This window comes from Micromonospora marina (assembly GCF_900091565.1).
Lineage (GTDB): Bacteria > Actinomycetota > Actinomycetes > Mycobacteriales > Micromonosporaceae > Micromonospora > Micromonospora marina.
Genome location: NZ_FMCV01000003.1, coordinates 47,162 through 66,004 on the forward strand (window position 1 = coordinate 47,162; position 18,843 = coordinate 66,004).

Sequence of the window (18,843 nt, forward strand, 5' to 3'; positions counted from 1 at the left end):
TCACCTGTCATTCGTAGCGGAGTGCGTCGATGGGTCGCAGGCCGGCGGCGCGGCTGGCGGGGACACTGCCGAAGAACAGCCCGATCGCGACGGAGACTCCCAGGGCCAGGGCGACGGAGCTGGGCACGATCACCGGTTGCACGCCGACGATGGTGAAGCGGCTGCCGATGAGTGCGGCGGCCACGCCGAGGCCGCCGCCGAGGACGCTGAGCATCGTCGCCTCGGCGAGGAACTGGGTGAGGATGGTGCGCCGGGGTGCGCCGAGCGCCTTGCGGATGCCGATCTCCCGGGTCCGCTCGGTGACGGTCACCAGCATGATGTTGGTGATGCCGATGCCGCCGACGAGCAGGCTGATGCCGGCGACGGTGCCGAGCAGGACGGTGAAGGTCTGCGCGGTCTCGGTGCGGGTGGCGAGGAGTTGGGCGGCGTTCTGGATCCGGTACGGTGCGGCGTCCGCGCCGGCCCCTCCCCGGCCGGTGGCGGTGGTGCCGGCCGGCAGGTCGAGGCGCTGGTTGAGGATCTGGGTGACCTGTTGCTGGGCGGCGTTGACGCGGTCCGGGCCGGTGGCCTCGACGAGGATGGAGTTGACCGGGCCGTACCCGGTGATGGTCTGCTGCACGGCGGTGAGCGGGGCGACGGCGAGGTCGTCGGGGTCGGCGAAGCCTGATGCCGAACTCTTCTCGGCGAGGACCCCGACGACTGTGAACAGGGCGCCGCCGACGGTGACCTGCTGGCCGACCGGGTCGGTGTCGGCGAACAGTTCGGTGGCGACGGTCCGCCCGAGCACGACCACCCGCCGCCCCTGGGCCACGTCCTGGTCGGTGAAGGCGGCGCCGGCGGCGAGCGGGCTGTTCGACGACCCGAAGTAGGTCGGGTGGGTGCCGAGGAACTGCGCCACCGGGTACTCGGTGCCGGCGTGGGTCATCGTCGGGGCGCTGCTGACCACCGGTGAGACCGCCCGTACGTCGGGGGCGAGTGCCGGGTCGTGCAGGGACTGCGCGATGTCGACCGTGAGTGCCGACGGCGTCGTCCCGCCGCGGGCGGTGCTGGACACGGTGATGGTGTTGGTGCCCAGCGCCTCGATGCTGCGGTTGACGGCCTGGGCGGAGCCGTTGCCGACGGCGACCAGCAGGATGACCGCGGCGACGCCGATGAGGATGCCGAGCATGGTCAGCGCGGAGCGCAGCTTGTTGGCGGCGACACCGCGGCCGGCGAAGCGGAGGATCTCCAGCAGGCTCACCGGGCACCGTCCTGTCGTACGTCGGTGGTGATCCGTCCGTCGAAGAGGGTGACCAACCGACGTGCCCGGGCGGCAACCTCCGTCTCATGGGTGATCATGACGATGGTGCGGCCGGCGGCGTGCAGCTGGTCGAGGATGCCCAGCACCTCCTCGGTGGAACGGCTGTCCAGGTTTCCGGTGGGTTCGTCGGCGAGGATCAGCGCGGGCTCGGTGACCAGGGCGCGGGCGACGGCGACGCGTTGCTGCTGACCACCGGAGAGCTGGTTCGGTTCGTGGTCGGCCCGGCCGGCCAGTCCCACCATGTCCAGGGCCGCGAGAGCCCGTCGGCGTCGCTCGGCGGGCTTGATGCCGGCGTACGCCAGGGGCAGCTCGACGTTGGCCACCGCCGAGGTGCGGGGGATGAGGTTGAACGACTGGAAGACGAAACCGATACGCCGGTTGCGGACGAGAGCCAGCCGGGCGTCGTCGAGCCGGCTGACGTCGACCCCGTCCAGGTGGTAGGTGCCGGTGCTGGGCACGTCGAGGCAGCCGAGGATGTTCATCAGCGTCGACTTGCCGGATCCCGAGGATCCCATGATGGCCACGTAGTCCCCGGCTGCGACGGTCAGCGACACCCCACGCAGGGCGTGCACGGTCGCCTCGCCCTGCCCGTACACCTTGGTCAGGTCCTTGACGTCGAGCACCGGACGGGTCCGGGCCGCGGCGGTGCGGTGGTGGTGGCCGACCAGGTGGAGGGTCATCGGTTGCCCCGTCCGCCGCCACCGGTCAGGCCGCCGCCCGCCGGTCCGCCGCGCCCGCCGCCACCGGTGCTCGTCTCGGCGTCGCCGGTGCTGGGCAGCAGGACCCGGTCGCCCTCGGTCAGGCCGGAGGTGATCTCGACGAGTTGGTCGCCCCGCAGGCCCACCTCCACAGGGCGGACGACCGGGTCGCCGTTGTCCAGGACGGTCACGGTGTTCCGGTTGCCGGCGCCGGTGACCGCGAGAGCCGACACCGCGACGACGTTCTCGGCCGTGTCGAGGGTGACGGTGACCTGCACGCTCTGGCCGGGCCGGGCGGCGTCGGGACGGTCCTTCAGGCTCAGGGTGACGCCGTAGGTCACCACGTCGTTGGCGGTGGTGGCGTTCGGGTCGATCGCGGCGAGCGTCGCCTGCGCGGTGGTGCCGGGCAGCGCGTTCCAGCTGACCGTGGCGGGCATGCCCGCCTTGAGCCGGGTCGCGTCGGCCTCGGGGACGGCGGCGGAGACCTCCAGCCGGGTCAGGTCGGCGATCTGCACGAGTCCCTCGCCTCCCGTACCGGACGGCGTGCTTGCGGCCCCGGAGGTGCCGCCGCCGGTGGCCGCGCCGCCCGCCGAAGTGCCGGAGTCCCCGACGCTGCCGTTGACGGCGACCACGGTGCCCGCGATCGGCGCGGTCAGGGTGGTGCCGTCGACCTTCTCCCGCGCAGCGGCGACCTTCAGCTCCGCCTGGGTCACCGCCGCCTCCGCCTGGGTGGTGGAACCCTCCGTCTCCGCCGCCCGGTCCGCCGCGTCCCGCGCCGCATCGAGGTCGGCGTCCGCCGCCGCGAGCTCCCGCTTCGCGGCCGAGGCGTCGACCCGGGCCAGCACCTGGCCCTTCTTCACCGGGTCGCCGACGGCGACGGCGATCTCCGTGATCGTCCCGGCGGTGGCGAAGGTCGCGCTCGCGGTCGTCGCGCTGCGCACCGATCCGGGTACGGAGACCGCGGACGTCACCGTCGCACGGCTGACCGGCACCGTCCGGGCCTCGCCGGTGGTCGCGGTCTCCGGTGCGCTGAACGCGGTGTGCGCCCAGCCGCCGGCGAGCAGCACCGCTGCGGCGAGGCCGGTGTTGACGAGCAGGGACGGGCCGCGGGCAGGGATGAGTCGTCGCAGACGCATGCCCGACAGCCTTCAGGTGGCGGCTCGGAGCGGACCCGGCGCCACCTCGGAGCCGGCTGGGAGTCGGGCGGCGGGTCAGCTGTGCGTGGTGCGCAGCAGGTCGACCAGCTCGCCGCGGTCGGCATCGGGGACCGAGGGCAGCAGGACCCGGAAGGTGGCCCCCCGGCCGGGGGCGGTGAGCAGTTCGACCCGGCCCCCGTGTCCCCGCACGAGGGCCGCCACGATGGACAGGCCGAGGCCGGACCCGCCGCTGCCGCGGGTCCGGCTCGGATCGGCGCGGTAGAGCCGCTCGAAGACCCGTACGGCCTGGTCGGCCGCGAGGCCGGGCCCGTCGTCGGTCACCTCCAGCACCGCGGCCGGCGTTGCGGCGGGCAGCGGATCTCCCACGGCCGCGACGGGCGGCGGTCCGGCCGGTGCACGGCGCAGCAGCCCGGTGCGGACCGTCACGCGGGCCTGCGGTGGTGTGTGCTGCAGGGCGTTGTTGAGCAGGTTGGCGACCACCTGGCGCAGCCGGTGCTCGTCGCCGGTGACCATCACCGGTTCGAACCCGTCGCCGTCGAGGGCGGCCAGGCGGATCCGGCGTCGGGGCGCGCGGGCGTGCGCGTCGCGGACGCTGTCGGCGGCGACGCCCAGCAGGTCGACCGGCTGTTCCCGCAGAGGGCGTTCGTGGTCGAGCTGGGCGAGCAGCAGGAGGTCTTCGACGAGCAGACCCATCCGCGCGGCCTCGGCCTCGATCCGGGCCATCGTTCCGTCCAGCTCCGGGCCCGGTGGGGTGCCGCCCCGGCGGTACAGCTCGGCGAACCCACGGATGGAGGTCAGCGGCGTCCGCAGCTCGTGCGAGGCGTCAGCGATGAACTGCCGCAGCCGCCGCTCCGACTCACGGCGCGCGGCGACCTCGGTGGAGATCCGGTCCAGCATAAGATTGAGCGCCCCGCCGAGCCGGCCGGGCTCGGTGTGCGGATCGGCGTCGGGCACCCGGCGGGACAGGTTTCCCCCGGTGATCTGGGCCGTGATCTGCTCCATCCGGGTCAGCGGCCGGAGTCCGAGCCGGACCACCACCGCGGCGAGCGACGCCAGCAGCAGCAGGACGACCACGATCACGACCGCGTCGATCAGCAGCAGAAGGTCGGTGGTCTCCTCGACCTCGCGCAGCGACACCGCCAGCACCGCGATGCCCCGGTCGTCGCCGCGCTCGACCACCAGGACCCGCCAGGCGGCCGCGTCGTCGGCGGCCCCGACGGTGTACGGGCGGGTGCCGGCGGCCCGGGCGACCAGCCTGTCGTACGGCTCGACCATCGGCACCGTGGCCGACTCGTCGGAGCGCCGGACGTCCTGCAGGTTGCCGTCCGGGCCGTACAGCAGCACCACCTGCTCCGGCCCGAGCCGGGCGCGCGGCAGCACCCGGGTGCGCTCGTGCGGGTCGTAGGACGGGGCGGCGTCCCGGGTGAAGGGCCGGCTGACCGTGCTGAGCTGCTCGTCGATCCGGTCGGTGAGGGTCCGGCGCAGCAGCACCAGCCCGGCCGCGTTCGCCAGGACCAGCGCGAGCGCGGTCAGCGCCGCCACCACCACGACCAGCCGGGACCGCAGGGTCCAGCGTCCCCACCGGCGCAACCGCCGCCGGGCGGCGCGGCGGCTACCCACCGTCGTCCGGTCCCGGACGCGGCAACCGCAGCGTGTAGCCGACGCCGCGTACGGTGTGCACCAGCGGCGGTGCCTGTACGTCGATCTTCCTGCGCAGGTAGTAGATGTACGACTCGACGATGCGTCCGTCGCCGCCGAAGTCGTAGTTCCACACCCGGTCGAGGATCTGCGCCTTGCTGACCACCCGGCCGGCGTTGACCATCAGGTACCGCAGCAGGTTGAACTCCGTCGGCGACAGCTCGACCACCCGGCCGGCCCGGCGTACCTCGTGGGCGTCCTCGTCCAGCTCCAGGTCGGCGTAGCGCAGCACGCCGTCCGGTGCCGGCGCGTCGTCGGCGCGGCTGCGGCGCAGGATCGCCCGGATCCGCAGCACCACCTCCTCCAGGCTGAACGGCTTGGTCACGTAGTCGTCCGCCCCGACGGTCAGCCCGGAGATGCGGTCCTCCACAGTGCCCCGCGCGGTGAGGAACAGAACCGGCACCCCGGCGCCCGCACCGCGCAGCCGCCGGGCGACCTGGAAGCCGTCGAGGTCGGGCAGCATCACGTCGAGCACCACCAGGTCCGGGTCGAACTCCTCGGCCATGGTCAACGCCTCATGGCCGCCGCCGGCCACCCGGACGTCGAACTCGACCAGTCGCAGCGTCGCCGACAACAGGGCACGGATGTTCTCCTCGTCGTCGACGACGAGCACACGGGTACGGCGATCGGACACGGTTGCCAGGTCTATCCGGGCAACCTCGGAGCGAGCTGGGAGCGACCTGTCCCCGAGCTGAGCGGGATCATCCGGTGGCGAGGACCAGGTCGCCCTCGGCGAGACCGGACCTGATCTCCACGAACTGGTCCCCCCGGACACCGGTCACGACGGCGCGCGGTTCGGCCGCCCCGGCGAGCAGGACGGTGGCTGATCCATCCGAACGCACCCGGACCGCGCCGGCCGGTACGCGCAGCACGTCGGTGACGGTGGCGATCCGGATCCGCACGGCGGCGCTCTGCCCGATCAGCAGGTCGTCCGGAGCGTCGTCCAGCGCGAGCCGGACCCCGAACCGGACCACCTGACCGTCGTTGGCGCCCACCGGGTCCAACTGGACCACCTCGGCCGCCAGGTCGGTCCCGGACCGCCCGGCCGGGGTCACCGTGGCGGTCTGCCCCACCGCGATCCGCCCGGCGTCGGCCTCCGGAAAGGTCGCCGTGACCTGCATCCCGTCGACGACCGCCAGTTCGACGAAGCGCGCACCCGCTGACACCCGGGCTCCCACCGGCCCGGCCACCGACAGCACCCGGCCGTCGACCGGCGCGGTGATTGTCGTACCGGCCAGCCGGTCCTCCGCCTCGGCGAGGGCCAGCTGCGCGGCGGTCACCTGCTGGTGCGCCCGCAGCAGCGGGTCGGCACCCGCGTCGGCGCCGCCCGGCCTCGAACCACCGGGCTGCGCCAGGCAGCCCGGATCCGCCGGAGCCGGAGCCGTCGCAGTGGCCACCGGCCCGTTCCTGGTGCCGCCCGGCGACGGCTCGGCGGGGGAGCCCGGCGATCCCGTGGGAGCCGGGTCGGCCGACGGCGCGGGGGAGTGCGAGGGCTGTTCGGAGCCGGTTCCCGGGTTGGGTGATCCCGTGTCGCCCGGGGACGTCGTCCGGACGGTGTCGCCCGTCGCGGCGGCGGCAGCCGCACCTCCCGCGCCGCCGCCCGGCGCGGCCGCGGCGGGCGACGTGGCGCAGGCGGGGGTGTCCGGCTCCTCCTCGGCCTCGAGGTCGTCGAGCGCGGCCCGCGCGTCGGCCAGGGCCTGCTCCGTGCGCGTCACCTCGGCGCGGGCCTCGCCGTCGTCGAGGACCGCCAGCACCTGACCGACGGTGACGTCGACCCCTGGACGGACCCGGACCTCGGTCACGGTGCCGGCCGCGGTGAACGCGAGTCCACGGTCGGCCGAGGGTCGTACCGAGCCGGTCGCCGCGACCGCCGAGGTCACCTCTCCCCGTTCCACCCGTACGGTCGCCGCCGGGGCCGCGGTCCGGTCGGCCCCGCCGGACAACGCGGCCGCGCCCACCGCGGCGGTGACCGCGACCAGTACGGCGGTGGTGGCGGCGGGTACCGGCCGGCGCCGGATCGCCCGCCACACGTGCAGGTGGAAGCCCATGGCTGGCGATCGTCGACCCATTTCCTGACAGTGGGCTCGGCCGTACCTCGGAGTTACCTCACAGCCCGGTGTTCCGAGGTGACTCCCAGGCCCGTCGGAGCCGCGCCGGAGGTTTGTCGTCTCTGCTGACCCGTCGTGCGGGCGTGGGTCCGCACCCGAGACCCGAGGAGAGTCAGATGCCCCGCATCCATCGACGACCGGCCCTGACCGTGGCGGTCGGCGTCACCCTGCTCGCGCTCGCGGCCGGCTGCGGCGGCAAGCCGGTGGCCGAGCAGTCGCAGCCGGCCCAGCCGCCGGTCGGCGGGCTGGCCGCGTACGCGGCATGCCTGCGCGAGCAGGGCATCGACGTACCCGAGGAGCTGCCCTCGGCCCGGCCCGGCCGCAGCGGACAGGCGGACCCGAGCGCCCGACCGACGACCCGGCCCTCCGCCCGGCCTTCCGCCCGGCCTTCCGCCCGGCCCTCCGGTCAGCCGGGCGACGGGAACCGCCAGGGCGGCGGGCCGGAGGCGCTCCGTCCGGCCGATGTCGACGACGCCACCTGGGCGAGTGCCCAGCAGGCGTGCGAGGGCTCCCGTCCGCAGGGCGGCCGGCGCGGCGAGGGCTGACCCCGGGCGCAGGGCCGGGGCAGATGAGTGCCGGGGCGACGAAACCTTCCACGACGGCGCGGAGTGTCTGTCTGCGAGCCGCCCGGCCGACAGAACCCGGCCGGGCGGCGATCACCCCCGTACCGGAAGGATCTCCATGTCAAGGATCACCCGTCCCGGCCTGACCGCTGCGGCCTGCCTGGGCAGCTCGACGGCGAGTTGGGAGCGGGACATGGTCACCGCGACCGAGGGTACCGGCGGTCAGTTCGGCTACGACGTGGCCGGCATCTCCGGATCGGGTTGCGGTGGTGGCTCGCGAGGCCGGCGTCAGCTGGCCGGGGGTCGACCTCGAAGCGGCGATTGCGGAGGTCCGGCCCGACTTCCTGGACATCTGCACGCCGCCGACCACCCACGGCGAGCTGATCCGGCTCGCGGTCGACCGCGGGCTGCCGGTGCTCTGCCAGAAGCCGCTCGCGCCGACCGTGGCGGCCGCCGCCGAGCTGGCGGACCTGGCGCACCGGCACGGCGTGCCGCTCGTGGTCAACGAGAACTGGCCGGCAGCCGTGGGACCGGGAGGTGAAGCGGCTGATCGACGACGTGTACTCGGCCGGCGGGGTCGAGGCCGGCCGGTCGGCCGACACCGCGTACCGGTACCGGGGAGGCGGCCACCGCCCGGGCCTCTGGGCGCTGGTGGGACGCGCCGACCAGGAGGACGCCGTCGGCCCCGCCGGTGAGAAGGTAGCTTTCGATGCCGGCCAGATCGTCCCGCGTCGCGGTCAGGATCGGCATGGGGAAGCCGGGTATGGACAGTTCCTCCTCCGTGCCGGCGGCCAGTCGCGCGAAGAACGGGTCGGCGAACACCCGTGCGGTCGGCTCGCAGATCACCAGGGCGACCACCGGCGGCTTGCGCAGGCCGTGCTGTCGGACGGTCGGCTGCGCGCGCATCATGCTCCGGCTCGATGTCGGGTACCGGGCGGTCGGCCGCCGTTCGTGGACAGGCGGGCGCGTCCGCGGCGCGACGAGCCCGGCGTTGGAGAGGGTGGGACGCAGGTCTCGTCGCGGGGCGCTTACGTCCCGGTGGCGGGGCGTGGCCCGACTCCGCCGGAATCACCGAAGCGTGGCACGGCCGGCGAGGACTGGCCTCGACCGGTGGTACCCGGCGTCCCGGGCCCGGCGGTACGGCACGGCCCGCGCGTCACACGACTGGACGCGGCGACCCACATCCTGCGTATGATTGTCGATGGAAGCGCTCCCAATCGCACCGCCAACACCACCACCAAAGGACAAGGCATGTCTGCGAAGAGATCCATGCGCGTCGTCGCGCTCGCGGCCTGTGTCGTCGTCGGGCTGTCAGCCCCGGCAACGGTATCGGCGGCGCCCCCGCCCCGAGCGGCACTGCCACCGGCGGCCGACAGCGCGGCACCCACCGAGGACTGGCTGCACACCGAAGGCAACAAGATCGTCGACGAGGCCGGCAACCAGGTCTGGCTCACCGGGGTCAACTGGTTCGGCTTCAACGCCACCGAGCGGGTCTTCCACGGCCTGTGGAACGGCAACATCGAGACCATCACCCGGCAGATGGCCGAGCGCGGCATCAACATCGTCCGGGTGCCGATCTCTACCCAGTTGCTGCTGGAGTGGAAGGCCGGCCAGACGGTGATGCCGAACGTCAACCTGTCGGCCAACCCGGAGCTGGCCGGGATGAACAACCTGCAGATCTTCGACCACTGGCTCGAGCTGTGCGAGAAGTACGGCCTGAAGGTCATGCTCGACGTGCACAGCGCCGAGGCCGACAACTCCGGCCACATCTACCCGGTGTGGTGGAAGGGCACCATCACCCCGGAGAAGTTCTACCAGGGCTGGGAATGGGTCACCGCCCGGTACAAGACCAACGACACCATCGTCGCGATGGACATCAAGAACGAACCGCACGGCCAGCCGAACGAGTCCCCGCGGGCGAAGTGGGACGGCAGCACGGACGTCGACAACTTCAAGCACGCGTGTGAGACGGCGGGCCGGCGGATCCTGGCGATCAACCCGAAGGTCCTGATCCTGTGTGAGGGGATCGAAACGTATCCCCGGCCCGGCAAGACATGGGAGTCGCCGAAGACCAACCCCGACCTGAGCCCGAACTACTTCAACAACTGGTGGGGCGGGAACCTGCGCGGGGCGAGGGAGTTCCCGGTCGACCTCGGCGCGAACCAGGATCAGCTCGTGTACTCGCCGCACGACTACGGACCGCTGGTGTACGAGCAGCCGTGGTTCCAGGGCGACTTCGACAAGACGTCGTTGACGAACGACGTGTGGCGGCCGAACTGGCTGTACCTGCACGAGGACGACACCGCGCCGCTGCTGATCGGTGAGTGGGGTGGCCGGCTCGGCCAGGACGCCCGGCAGGACAAGTGGCTCAAGGCGCTGCGGGACCTGATGGGCGAGTACAAGCTGCACCACACCTTCTGGTGCCTCAATCCCAACTCCGGCGACACCGGCGGCCTGCTGCTCGACGACTGGAAGACCTGGGACGAGACGAAGTACAACCAGATCCTCAAGCCGGTGCTCTGGCAGCACAACGGAAAGTTCGTCAGTCTCGACCACCAGGTTCGCCTCGGCGGTGCCGGCTCGACCACGAGCATCACCCTCACCGAGCGCTACGCCGGTGGCAGTGCGAACGACACCGTCGCGCCGACCGCCCCCGGCCGGCCCGCCGCCAGTGACGTCACCGCCAACGCCGCCACGCTGACCTGGGCCGCCGCCACCGACAACGTCGGAGTCACCTCGTACGAGGTGCTGCGTGCCGTGGGCACCGCCCCCGCGACGGTGGTCGCCACGGTCTCCGGTACCAGCTACCGGGCGGGCAACCTCAGCGGCGACACGACGTACACCTTCACGGTGCGGGCCCGCGACGCCGCGGGTAATGTGTCGGCGCTCTCGCCGGCCAGAACCGTGACGACTCCGGCGGGCGGCAACGGTGGCGGCGGGTGCGCCGCCACGTACCAGCTGACCAACGCCTGGCAGGGCGGCTTCCAGGGCGACATCCAGGTGAAGAACACCGGTACCGCACAGATCAACAGCTGGACCGTGACCTGGACGAACCCCTCCGGCACCACCATCTCGTCGGTCTGGAACGGGAAGTTGACCACCACCGGTGGCAAGAACACGGTCAGCAACGAGCCGTACAACGGAAAGGTGGCACCGCAGGCCAGCACCACCTTCGGTTTCACCGGCACCGGTGCCGGCACCGCGCCGGCCGATCTGAGCTGCGCCGCGTCGTGACCGGACCCGCGCGACAGGCCGCGGGTCCACCGGCTCCGAAGACTCGTCGGTGCTGACCGGACACGGCCCGGCGGCGGTTCGCCCGCCCGCCGGGCCGTGTCCCCGCACCGTGCGCACGCGTTCAGGCCTCCCTCGACTGGGGCATCCCGACCGGCGACTCCTACCGTCTGCTGCCGGCCTGACCGGGGAGTCCAAGGGCGGCGTACCGGCGCCGGCCTCGGTGACGCCACCGGCAGCAGGCACAGCACGTGTCCAGGCGTGCGTCCGCCGGGACCGCCGGGGGTGACGGCTGCTGGTGGATGCCGGGTTCGTGTCGACCGACGCTTGTTTGTCCATCCCGGACCGAGTTCTTACCGTCGTCGTACATTCGTGCCGTAGCGTCGGCCGAATGAATGAGCGGGAAGCGGTGGCGCACCTGCTGCGCCGGGCGACGTTCGGGCCGACGGCCGAAGAAGTGGATGCGGCCGAACGCGACGGATTCGCCCGTACCCTCGATCGGCTGATCGGTCCCGACGGCCCGGATCGTGGTGCGGCGGCCACCCCGGCGCCGGTCCTCGGCCCGGACCCGGCCGCTCAACTCGATCGCGGGGCGACCCGGGAGCAGCGGCAGCAGGCCAACCAGCAGCGCCGGGAGCAGGCCACCCGGCTGCTGGACTGGTGGCTGGAACGAATGATCGCCGCCGAGCACCAGTTGACCGAGAAACTGCTGTTCTTCTGGCACGGGCACTGGGCGACCAGCGTGCAGAAGGTCCGATCCGCCGGGATGATGTCGACGCAGCTGGAGACCCTGCGCCGGCTCGGGCTCGGACCGCTGCCGCCGCTGGTGGACGCGATGGTGCGCGACCCGGCCCTGATCCGGTGGCTGGACGGGCAGCGGAACACCCGGCAGGCCCCGAACGAGAACCTCGCCCGGGAGCTGATGGAGCTGTTCACCCTCGGCATCGGTGACGCCTACAGCGAGGCGGACGTCCGAGAGGGTGCCCGCGCGCTGACCGGCTGGACGATCGACCGCAGCGGGCAGGCGCGGTTCGAGCCACGCCGCCACGATCCGGGACCGAAGACGATTCTCGGCGTCACCGCCGCCTTCGACGCCCGGTCGTACGCACGGCTGCTGGCCGAGCGGCCGGAGACCTCGCGGTTCGTGGCCGGTCGGCTCTGGTTCCGGTTCGCCGGCCCGCACGTGCCGCCCCCGGACGGGCTGGCCGGTGCCGACACCGCGGCGACGCTGCGCCGGATGTTCACCGCGCCGGACTTCGCGCGGACCCGGGACACCCTCGTCAAACAACCCGTCGAGTGGCTGGTGGGGGCGACGCGGCAGCTCGGGATCCGCCCGTCGGCCCTGTCCGAGAACCGTCGCCGGCAGCTGGTCACGGGCCTGAGCGCGCTGGAGCAGGTGCCGCTGCGCCCGCCCAGCGTCGGCGGCTGGCCGTCCGGGACCGCCTGGCTGACCACGTCGTCCGCGCAGGCCCGGCTGCGCGCCGCCGACCATCTCGCCGCTGCCGCAGCACCGGCGGTGCTGTCCCGGCTCGCGGCGGCCCCACGAGACGGTCGACCGGACGCACTGGCCCGGCTCCTCGTGGTCGACCGGTGGAGCGAGCGCACCCGCGCGGTCCTGGCCCCGCTGGCCGGTGAGCCCCGCCGGCTGATCATCGCCGGCCTGGTCAGCCCCGAATACACAGTCAGCTGAAGGAGATCGGTGTGGACATCCTGACTCGGCGACGGTTCCTGGTCGCCAGCGGCGTGGCCGGCGCCGCCGGCCTGGCGGCCGGTGCCGCCGCGTACCGGCTGGAGGACCTGCTGGCCACCGCCGGCGACCGCGACCCGGACGTACGTACGCTGGTTCTGGTCACGCTGTACGGCGGCAATGACGGCCTGAACACCGTCGTCCCGTACGCCGACCCGGCCTATCACGACGCCCGTCCCGAGCTGGCATACGCGGGGGAGGAGGTCAGGCGCCTCGATGACGAGGTCGGGTTGAACCCGGCGTTGGCCGGACTGCACTCGCTCTACGGCGAGGGCCGGCTCGCGGTGGTGCGTGGCGTCGGCTACCCGAAAGCCGACCGCAGCCACTTCCGGTCGATGGACATCTGGCACACCGCCGAACCCGAGCGCCCCGGTACCACCGGGTGGGTGGGCCGGTGGCTGGACCGCAACGGCGGGGATCCGCGACTCGCGGTCTCCTTCGAACCGGCACTGCCGCCGCTGCTGGCCGGGGAGCGCACGGCGGGCGCGTCGGTGTCGGTGAGCGGGCGGAGGGCCCCACGTGGCCTGCCGGAAACCGCACTGGGGGCGCTGGCGGCGGCGGAGCCGGGGGAGTCGGCCGCCCGGGCACGCGCCGCGGCCTGCTTCGCCGACCTGCGCGCGGTCGACCAGATGATCCGCGACGTCCGCGACGCGGCAGCGGACGAGGACGGCGACGAGGACGGGGAGACGGCTCCGGCCACCGCGACCGGCGGTGCCCGCACCTCACTGGACACGCAGTTGGACCTCGCCGCCGAGTGCATCGAGGCCGGCGTCACCACCCGCGTGTTCTCGGTGTCGCTGGGCGGGTTCGACACCCACGCCGACGAGAAGCAGCTGCAGGAGGTGCTGCTCGGGCAGCTCGATCGGGCGCTGACCCGATTCGCCGCCCGGATGGCGCGCACCGACGCGGGCCGGAAGGTGGTCGTCGCCGTCTACTCCGAGTTCGGCCGCCGGGTCCGGGCCAACGGCTCCGACGGCACCGACCACGGCACCGCCTCGAACGTGCTCCTCCTCGGCTCGGGCGTACGTGGTGGCCTGCACGGGGATCCGCCCAGCCTGACCGACCTCGACCGCGGTGACCTCAAGTTCACAGCCGACTTCCGGGACGTCTACGCGACCTTGCTCGAGTCGGTGCTGGACACCGAACCGGAATCGGTCCTCGGCGGCTGGCGTGGCCGGTTGACCGGCGTGCTCTGAGGGCGGCCGCTGCTCGTCGCCCCGGCAGCACGCCTGGCCGGCAGGCCACGCGCCAGTCGCCGCGTGGTGGTCATCCGTCGGTGCCGTCCGGCACACTGACGTGATGTCAGTAGACGGACCAGCGGTGCCGATGCGGGCTGCTCCCCGCTCCGATGTGCCTGTCGACGAGGCGCTGGCCCGGGCACGTGCGTTCACCGCGAACCTGTCGGCCCGGCGCTCCGTCCGGCAGTTCGCCGACCGCCCGATACCCGAGGGCGTCCTCGAGGAGGCCGTGCGGGCCGCAGGCAGCGCACCCAGTGGCGCCAACCTCCAGCCGTGGCGGTTCGTGGTGGTCACCGATCCCGGCGTACGCCGCGCCCTGCGCGAGGCCGCCGAGGCCGAGGAGCGCGACTTCTACCGGCGGCGGGTCTCCGACGAGTGGCGGGACGCGCTGGCGCCGCTGGGCACCGACTGGCGCAAGCCGTTTCTGGAGACCGCACCGGCGCTGATCGTGGTGTTCGAGGTGCACAAGGGTCCGAGGTCGCCGAAGCCCTACTACGTCAAGGAGTCCGTCGGGATCGCCGTGGGATTTCTGCTGGCGGCGCTGCACCAGGCGGGGCTGGCCTCCCTGACCCACACACCGAGCCCGATGCGGTTCCTCAACGAGATTCTTGATCGGCCCCGCGAGGAGCGCGGATACGTCGTGATACCGGTCGGATACCCGGCGGCGGACGCCGAGGTGCCCGCGATCGACCGCAAGCCCCTGGACGAGATCCTCGTTCGCCGATGAGGCGGATCCCGTGCTCTCGGTGCCCTGCGGTGGTGTCTCGCGTCAGCCGTCCGGTGTGAACAGACCCTGGATGCCGACCACGATCGCGATGAGACCGAAGACCGCGAGCAGCAGCCGGACGCCCGTGGCCTGCTTCGGCTGTTCGGCCTGCGGCGCCGCTCGCCCGGTCAGCCGGCTCCACAGCAGCGCCAGCCCGACGCCGATGCCGACCACCTCGAAGTGGAACAGCCGGGGGCCGGAGACGAGGTGGACGATGAGGTGGTACCCGCCGGTCACCAGCGCGACGAGGCCGACGATCCACCCGACCGGGGCGGCCCGGCCGGCGAGGCGGCCGAGGTCGTCGCCGACCCGTGGCAACAGTCGCAGCAGCGGAACGGCGAGTAGGAAACCGCCGACGATGTTGGCGAGGTCGAGCAGCAGTGCCATGATCACGAAGAGCCTCCATTATGGCGAGCTGGCGTGGGAGCGTACCCGCGGCACAGGGTCTCTTCCCGTTCCGGACCGGCGCCACGCCTGATCCGGGGCCGCGACGTGTCCGTCCGCGCGCTTGTCGACGGCGCTCAGCCGGCGACGAACGGCGGGACGTGCTCCACCACGCGTCAGGACCTGCGAGTTCTCGTCCGGTGGTCATCGCAGGTCCAGTGCGCCCCGGTCGAGCACTGGCCGGCCCTGCCCGTCGAGCGCCTGGAACTGTGCACCACCCGGTCGGCGCCACACCAGCACGGTGAGGGTGTCGCCGGGGAGTAGGGGCGCGCTGAACCGGGCGCTGATCCGGCGGATGCGGTCGGGCTCGCCGCCGGCCACCGCGTTCAGCAGCGTACGGGCGGCGAAGCCGTACGTGCACAGTCCGTGGAGGATCGGGCCGGGAAGCCCGGCGGCGGCGGCGACCGCGGGATCGGAGTGCAGTGGGTTGCGGTCACCGCTGAGCCGGTAGATCAGGGCCTGGTCGGGGCGGATGTGGTGGTGGATGGTGTGGTCGGGCCGGCCCGCCGGGCACCGCCGCTGCAGGACCGGCGCCGGCCGGCCCTCGGCGCGGTCGGCGCGGATGACGAACATGGTCCGTTCGACGGTGGCCAGAGGGTGGCCGCCCCCGAGGTCGTGGATCTCCGACCGGTGATGGACCAGGGTGCCGCTGCCCCGGTCGTGGACGCCGGCGACGACGGCGGTGACGTGGGCCCGGCCGGCGGCCGGCAGCGGCCGGTGCAGGGTCAGGGTCTCGCCGGCGTGCCGCACGACGGCCGGTTCGCCGAGGGGTGGTGGGTCGGCGGCGAGCAGGGTGGCGAAGGTCGGGAGCGCGGCGTGCGGGTGGCCGGTGGAGTTCTCCGTGGTGAACCGGAGTTCGTCGGCGAGGCCGGTCTGTCCGGCGCCGACGCCGAGGGCGTAGAGGATGGTGTCGGTGGTGGTCCACGCCCGCTCGGTCGTCGTCGCCGCATAACGGCCGGATGACGAAAGTCGGGCCCTCACCGCCTTGTCGACACGTTCCGTGACCGGATTTTTCTGGCTTGCCGGTGGGCGAGATTTCGGATTCGCCGTACCAAGCGGGTTTTCCAGGCTCTTCATGGTTGTTCTCTTCCCGGTGCACGGGCGGTGGGATGGGGAAGTTCGGCTGGGTCTGCCTACTCTCTGTGGTGAAAGGCCGGTGGTCGTAGCTCTTGACGTTGTAAAGCGGCTCACAGTAGCGTCCCATATTAAGCAACCAAGACCACATTATGAGCCGCTTAAGTCTGGGGTAGCGATGAGAGTGCGAGTGCGGGCCGTGGCCGCAGCCCTGTTGATGACCGTTGCCGTGTCGGCGTGTTCCGAGAACCAGTCCTCCGGGGAGCCCGGCGGCGACACCGGCGCACCTTCCGTCGCCGTGAACTTCGGGGTCGGGGTCGATCCGGCGTACTCGCCGATCTACCTGGCGAATCAGGAGAACCTCTTCGAGCAGGCCGGCCTCGACGTGACAGTCACCCAGTACCAGGAGGGGACGGGCGGGCTCGACGCGATCCTGGCGAAGCAGGGCCAGGTCACGGCGAGCACCGAGTCGAGCCTGCTCAACCGGGCCACCCGTGGTGACATCAAGGGGCTCGCGGTCTTCTCGCAGTCGCCCGACTTCATCAAGCTCGTCGCGCGGGCCGGCATCGCCGACGTCGCCGGCATCAAGAAGTACGGCGTCGTGCCGGGCACCGTGAACGAGTACGCCACCAACAAGGTGCTCGACAACAAGGGCATCAGCCGTGACGCGGTCGAGTTCGTCAACGCATCGCCCGCCGAGATGCCGGCGCTGCTGCAACGCGGCGACATCGACGGCTACATCATGTGGGAGCCGTGGCCCTCGCGGGGCGTCGCCAACGGTGGCAAGGTGCTGCTGACCAGCGGCGAGGTCGGTTACGTCTACAACCTGGTGATCGGCGTCGACGGCGCCTGGTACGAGGCCAACAAGGAGGCGGCCAAGAAGATCGTCGACACAGTCGGCAAGGCGTGCGAGCAACTCACCGCCGACCCGGCAAAGGCCGGCACGGTCACCGAGAAGGCGATCAAGGTGCCGGCGGCCGAGGCGCAGAGCCTGCTCGAGGGCGTGCAGTGCCAGGTGCGGGACTTCACCGACGAGGACATCGAGCGGTACCAGGAGATCGCCCAGTTCCAGCAGGACAGCAAGATCGTGAACCAGAAGGCCGACCCGGCGACCGTCATGGTCAGGGGTGTGGCGTGAGCCGCTCCGGTTCACCGGTCTCCGTGCGCGACGTCGACATCCGCTTCGGCGATTTCGAGGCGGTCCGCGAGGCGAACCTGGACATCGCGAGTGGGGAGTTCGTCTGCCTGCTGGGCCCCAGCGGCTGTGGCAAGTCGACGCTGCTCAACGCGATCGCCGGGTTCGTCCGGCCGGCCGGCGGGGAGGTGACCTGCGCGGACGCGCCGGTCACCGGCCCCGACGTGTCGCGGGGCGTGGTGTTCCAGAGCGCCGAGGCCCTCTTTCCGTGGCTGACCGTGCGGCAGAACGTCGACTTCGGTCCGCGGATGCGGGGTGTCGGCAAGGCACAGCGGGCCACCGCTGTCGACCGCTATCTGGCCATGGTCGGGCTCAGCCACAGCGCCGACCGGTTCCCCGGCCAGCTCTCCGGTGGCATGCGCCAGCGCGCGCAGTTGGCCCGGGTGCTGGCCAACGAGCCGTCGGTGGTGCTGATGGACGAGCCGTTCGGCGCGCTGGACGCGCAGACCCGGTTGGTGATGCAGGTCGAACTCGATCGCATCTGGCGGGAGACCGGCGCCACGATCGTGTTCGTCACCCACGACATCGGTGAGGCGATCCTGCTCGGCGATCGGATCGTCACGATGACCGCCGGCCCGTCCGCGGCGATCAAGAACGTCTACCCGTGCGACCTGCCCCGGCCTCGAGACCTGACCGACCCGGCGAGCGCCGCGCTCTTCCGCCGGCTGCGCGAGGACATCGGCGCCGAGGTGGCCCGGACCCTGCAGGCCCAGGGACTCGACGACGGGCACGACGGCCGCTTCGCCGGCGGCGACAGGGAGGCATGACCATGACCGTCGACGTGCGTACCGTGGCGCAGCGGGCCGGTCGGGACGCCCCCGGTCCGGCCCGTCGGCGCCGGTCCCGGCCCCGGCTGACCCGGATCGGGCTGTCGGTCCTGTCGGTCATGCTCGGTGTCGTCGTCTGGGATCTGGTCAGCCGCAACTACACCGCCTTCTTCCTGCCGTCGCCGCTGCTGACCTGGCGCGGCGCGGTCGACCTGGTCCAGGACGGCACGCTGTGGAGTTCGGTCAGCGCCTCGTCCACCCGGATCCTGACCGGCTGGGCGCTCGGTGTCGTGATCGGCGTACCGGTCGGGCTGCTGATGGGCTGCGTTCCGTGGCTGCGGCTGATGGTGGACCCGTACATCCAGTTCTTCCGGTTCGTGCCACCGATCGCCTTCGTCACGTTGGCGATCATCTGGCTCGGCCCCGGTGAGGCGTCGAAGATCGCGCTGATCTTCTACACCACCGTCTTCATCGTCGCGCTGAACACGCTGGCCGGCGTCCTGTCGGTCGACGAGCTGCGGCTGCGGGCCGCGCGGGCGCTCGGCGCGAACCCGGCCCGCACTTTGGTCTCGGTGGTGCTGCCGTCGACCGTGCCACACGTCGTCACCGGCGCTCGCCTGGCCATGGGCAACTCGTTCCTCACCATCGTCTCCGCCGAGATCGTGGCGGCGCAGAGCGGCCTCGGGTCGCTCATCTGGACCGCCCGCAACTACGCCAAGACCGAGTGGGTCTTCGTCGGCATCATCGCCCTGGGTCTGCTCGGCTACCTCTTCGACTGGATCCTGCGGGCCGTCACCAGCAGGACCCTGCGCCGCTACGGCGTCACCTTCTGATCCGACCACCCGTGACGGCGGCCC

At 72.4% G+C, this 18,843-nt stretch carries 17 protein-coding genes and 1 pseudogene; 9 read left to right on the plus strand and 9 right to left on the minus strand.

Features of this window, described 5'->3' with window-relative positions:
- Window positions 1-7: 7 nt before the first annotated feature.
- From GA0070215_RS04820 to GA0070215_RS04845, 6 genes are all read right to left on the minus strand, one after another.
- A complete protein-coding gene (locus tag GA0070215_RS04820; protein ID WP_091042254.1) occupies window positions 8-1,240 on the minus strand; it encodes an ABC transporter permease in 1,233 nt (410 codons plus the stop codon).
- Window positions 1,237-1,980: an ABC transporter ATP-binding protein gene (locus GA0070215_RS04825; RefSeq protein ID WP_091042257.1), complete on the minus strand. Its 744-nt coding sequence runs from the start codon at window positions 1,978-1,980 to the stop codon at window positions 1,237-1,239. Before GA0070215_RS04825 ends, GA0070215_RS04820 begins: the two co-directional genes overlap by 4 nt.
- The gene (locus GA0070215_RS04830; RefSeq protein ID WP_091042260.1) at window positions 1,977-3,134 is read right to left on the minus strand and encodes an efflux RND transporter periplasmic adaptor subunit; all 1,158 of its coding nucleotides are present in this window, start codon (window positions 3,132-3,134) and stop codon (window positions 1,977-1,979) included. Before GA0070215_RS04830 ends, GA0070215_RS04825 begins: the two co-directional genes overlap by 4 nt.
- 75 nt (window positions 3,135-3,209) lie before the next feature.
- Window positions 3,210-4,775: a sensor histidine kinase gene (locus GA0070215_RS04835; RefSeq protein WP_208600287.1), complete on the minus strand. Its 1,566-nt coding sequence runs from the start codon at window positions 4,773-4,775 to the stop codon at window positions 3,210-3,212.
- Window positions 4,768-5,487, minus strand: a complete 720-nt coding sequence (locus GA0070215_RS04840; RefSeq protein ID WP_369754102.1) for a response regulator transcription factor — start codon at window positions 5,485-5,487, stop codon at window positions 4,768-4,770. The genes GA0070215_RS04835 and GA0070215_RS04840 overlap by 8 nt, the downstream gene beginning before the upstream one ends.
- Window positions 5,488-5,554: 67 nt before the next feature.
- Window positions 5,555-6,901 (minus strand): efflux RND transporter periplasmic adaptor subunit, encoded by a 1,347-nt coding sequence (locus GA0070215_RS04845; protein ID WP_091042263.1) that lies wholly within the window; start codon window positions 6,899-6,901, stop codon window positions 5,555-5,557.
- Between the two features lie 209 nt (window positions 6,902-7,110).
- Here GA0070215_RS04845 and GA0070215_RS04850 point away from each other — a divergent pair, with 209 nt between their 5' ends.
- Window positions 7,111-7,506, plus strand: coding sequence for a hypothetical protein (locus GA0070215_RS04850; protein WP_091042267.1), 396 nt, complete (start codon window positions 7,111-7,113; stop codon window positions 7,504-7,506).
- Between the two features lie 287 nt (window positions 7,507-7,793).
- Window positions 7,794-7,970 (plus strand): annotated as a pseudogene (locus tag GA0070215_RS29790) (Gfo/Idh/MocA family oxidoreductase); the annotation flags it as partial.
- Window positions 7,971-8,025: 55 nt separating this feature from the next.
- Here the strand turns inward: GA0070215_RS29790 and GA0070215_RS28870 are convergent.
- Window positions 8,026-8,433: a LacI family DNA-binding transcriptional regulator gene (locus tag GA0070215_RS28870; protein WP_244166861.1), complete on the minus strand. Its 408-nt coding sequence runs from the start codon at window positions 8,431-8,433 to the stop codon at window positions 8,026-8,028.
- A gap of 342 nt (window positions 8,434-8,775) precedes the next feature.
- Here GA0070215_RS28870 and GA0070215_RS04865 point away from each other — a divergent pair, with 342 nt between their 5' ends.
- The 4 genes from GA0070215_RS04865 to GA0070215_RS04880 all read left to right on the plus strand — a co-directional run bounded on the left by GA0070215_RS04865 (window position 8,776) and on the right by GA0070215_RS04880 (window position 14,467).
- Window positions 8,776-10,758, plus strand: a complete 1,983-nt coding sequence (locus GA0070215_RS04865) for a cellulase family glycosylhydrolase (RefSeq protein WP_167361483.1) — start codon at window positions 8,776-8,778, stop codon at window positions 10,756-10,758.
- A gap of 388 nt (window positions 10,759-11,146) precedes the next feature.
- Complete coding sequence (locus GA0070215_RS04870; RefSeq protein WP_036344922.1) at window positions 11,147-12,445, plus strand: DUF1800 domain-containing protein; 1,299 nt, start codon at window positions 11,147-11,149, stop codon at window positions 12,443-12,445.
- Window positions 12,446-12,456: 11 nt separating this feature from the next.
- Window positions 12,457-13,698, plus strand: a complete 1,242-nt coding sequence (locus tag GA0070215_RS04875; protein WP_018783777.1) for a DUF1501 domain-containing protein — start codon at window positions 12,457-12,459, stop codon at window positions 13,696-13,698.
- Window positions 13,699-13,828: 130 nt separating this feature from the next.
- On the plus strand, window positions 13,829-14,467 hold the full coding sequence (locus GA0070215_RS04880) for a nitroreductase family protein (RefSeq protein ID WP_244166891.1): 639 nt from the start codon (window positions 13,829-13,831) through the stop codon (window positions 14,465-14,467).
- Between the two features lie 42 nt (window positions 14,468-14,509).
- On the opposite strand, the gene GA0070215_RS04885 is transcribed toward GA0070215_RS04880, so the two are convergent.
- Both GA0070215_RS04885 and GA0070215_RS04890 read right to left on the minus strand, forming a co-directional pair.
- Window positions 14,510-14,893, minus strand: coding sequence for a hypothetical protein (locus GA0070215_RS04885; RefSeq protein ID WP_244166892.1), 384 nt, complete (start codon window positions 14,891-14,893; stop codon window positions 14,510-14,512).
- Between the two features lie 201 nt (window positions 14,894-15,094).
- Window positions 15,095-15,931 carry a MaoC family dehydratase gene (locus GA0070215_RS04890; RefSeq protein ID WP_091042280.1) on the minus strand — a complete coding sequence of 279 codons (837 nt, stop codon included), beginning with the start codon at window positions 15,929-15,931 and terminating at the stop codon, window positions 15,095-15,097.
- Between the two features lie 310 nt (window positions 15,932-16,241).
- Here GA0070215_RS04890 and GA0070215_RS04895 point away from each other — a divergent pair, with 310 nt between their 5' ends.
- Genes GA0070215_RS04895 through GA0070215_RS04905 form a run of 3 tightly spaced genes read left to right on the plus strand, consistent with a single transcriptional unit; the run spans window position 16,242 to window position 18,819 of the window.
- Complete coding sequence (locus tag GA0070215_RS04895) at window positions 16,242-17,162, plus strand: ABC transporter substrate-binding protein (protein ID WP_255327229.1); 921 nt, start codon at window positions 16,242-16,244, stop codon at window positions 17,160-17,162.
- Complete coding sequence (locus tag GA0070215_RS04900; RefSeq protein WP_018783782.1) at window positions 17,159-17,986, plus strand: ABC transporter ATP-binding protein; 828 nt, start codon at window positions 17,159-17,161, stop codon at window positions 17,984-17,986. The genes GA0070215_RS04895 and GA0070215_RS04900 overlap by 4 nt, the downstream gene beginning before the upstream one ends.
- A 2-nt stretch (window positions 17,987-17,988) precedes the next feature.
- Window positions 17,989-18,819: an ABC transporter permease gene (locus GA0070215_RS04905; protein WP_141708154.1), complete on the plus strand. Its 831-nt coding sequence runs from the start codon at window positions 17,989-17,991 to the stop codon at window positions 18,817-18,819.
- Window positions 18,820-18,843 lie beyond the last annotated feature (24 nt).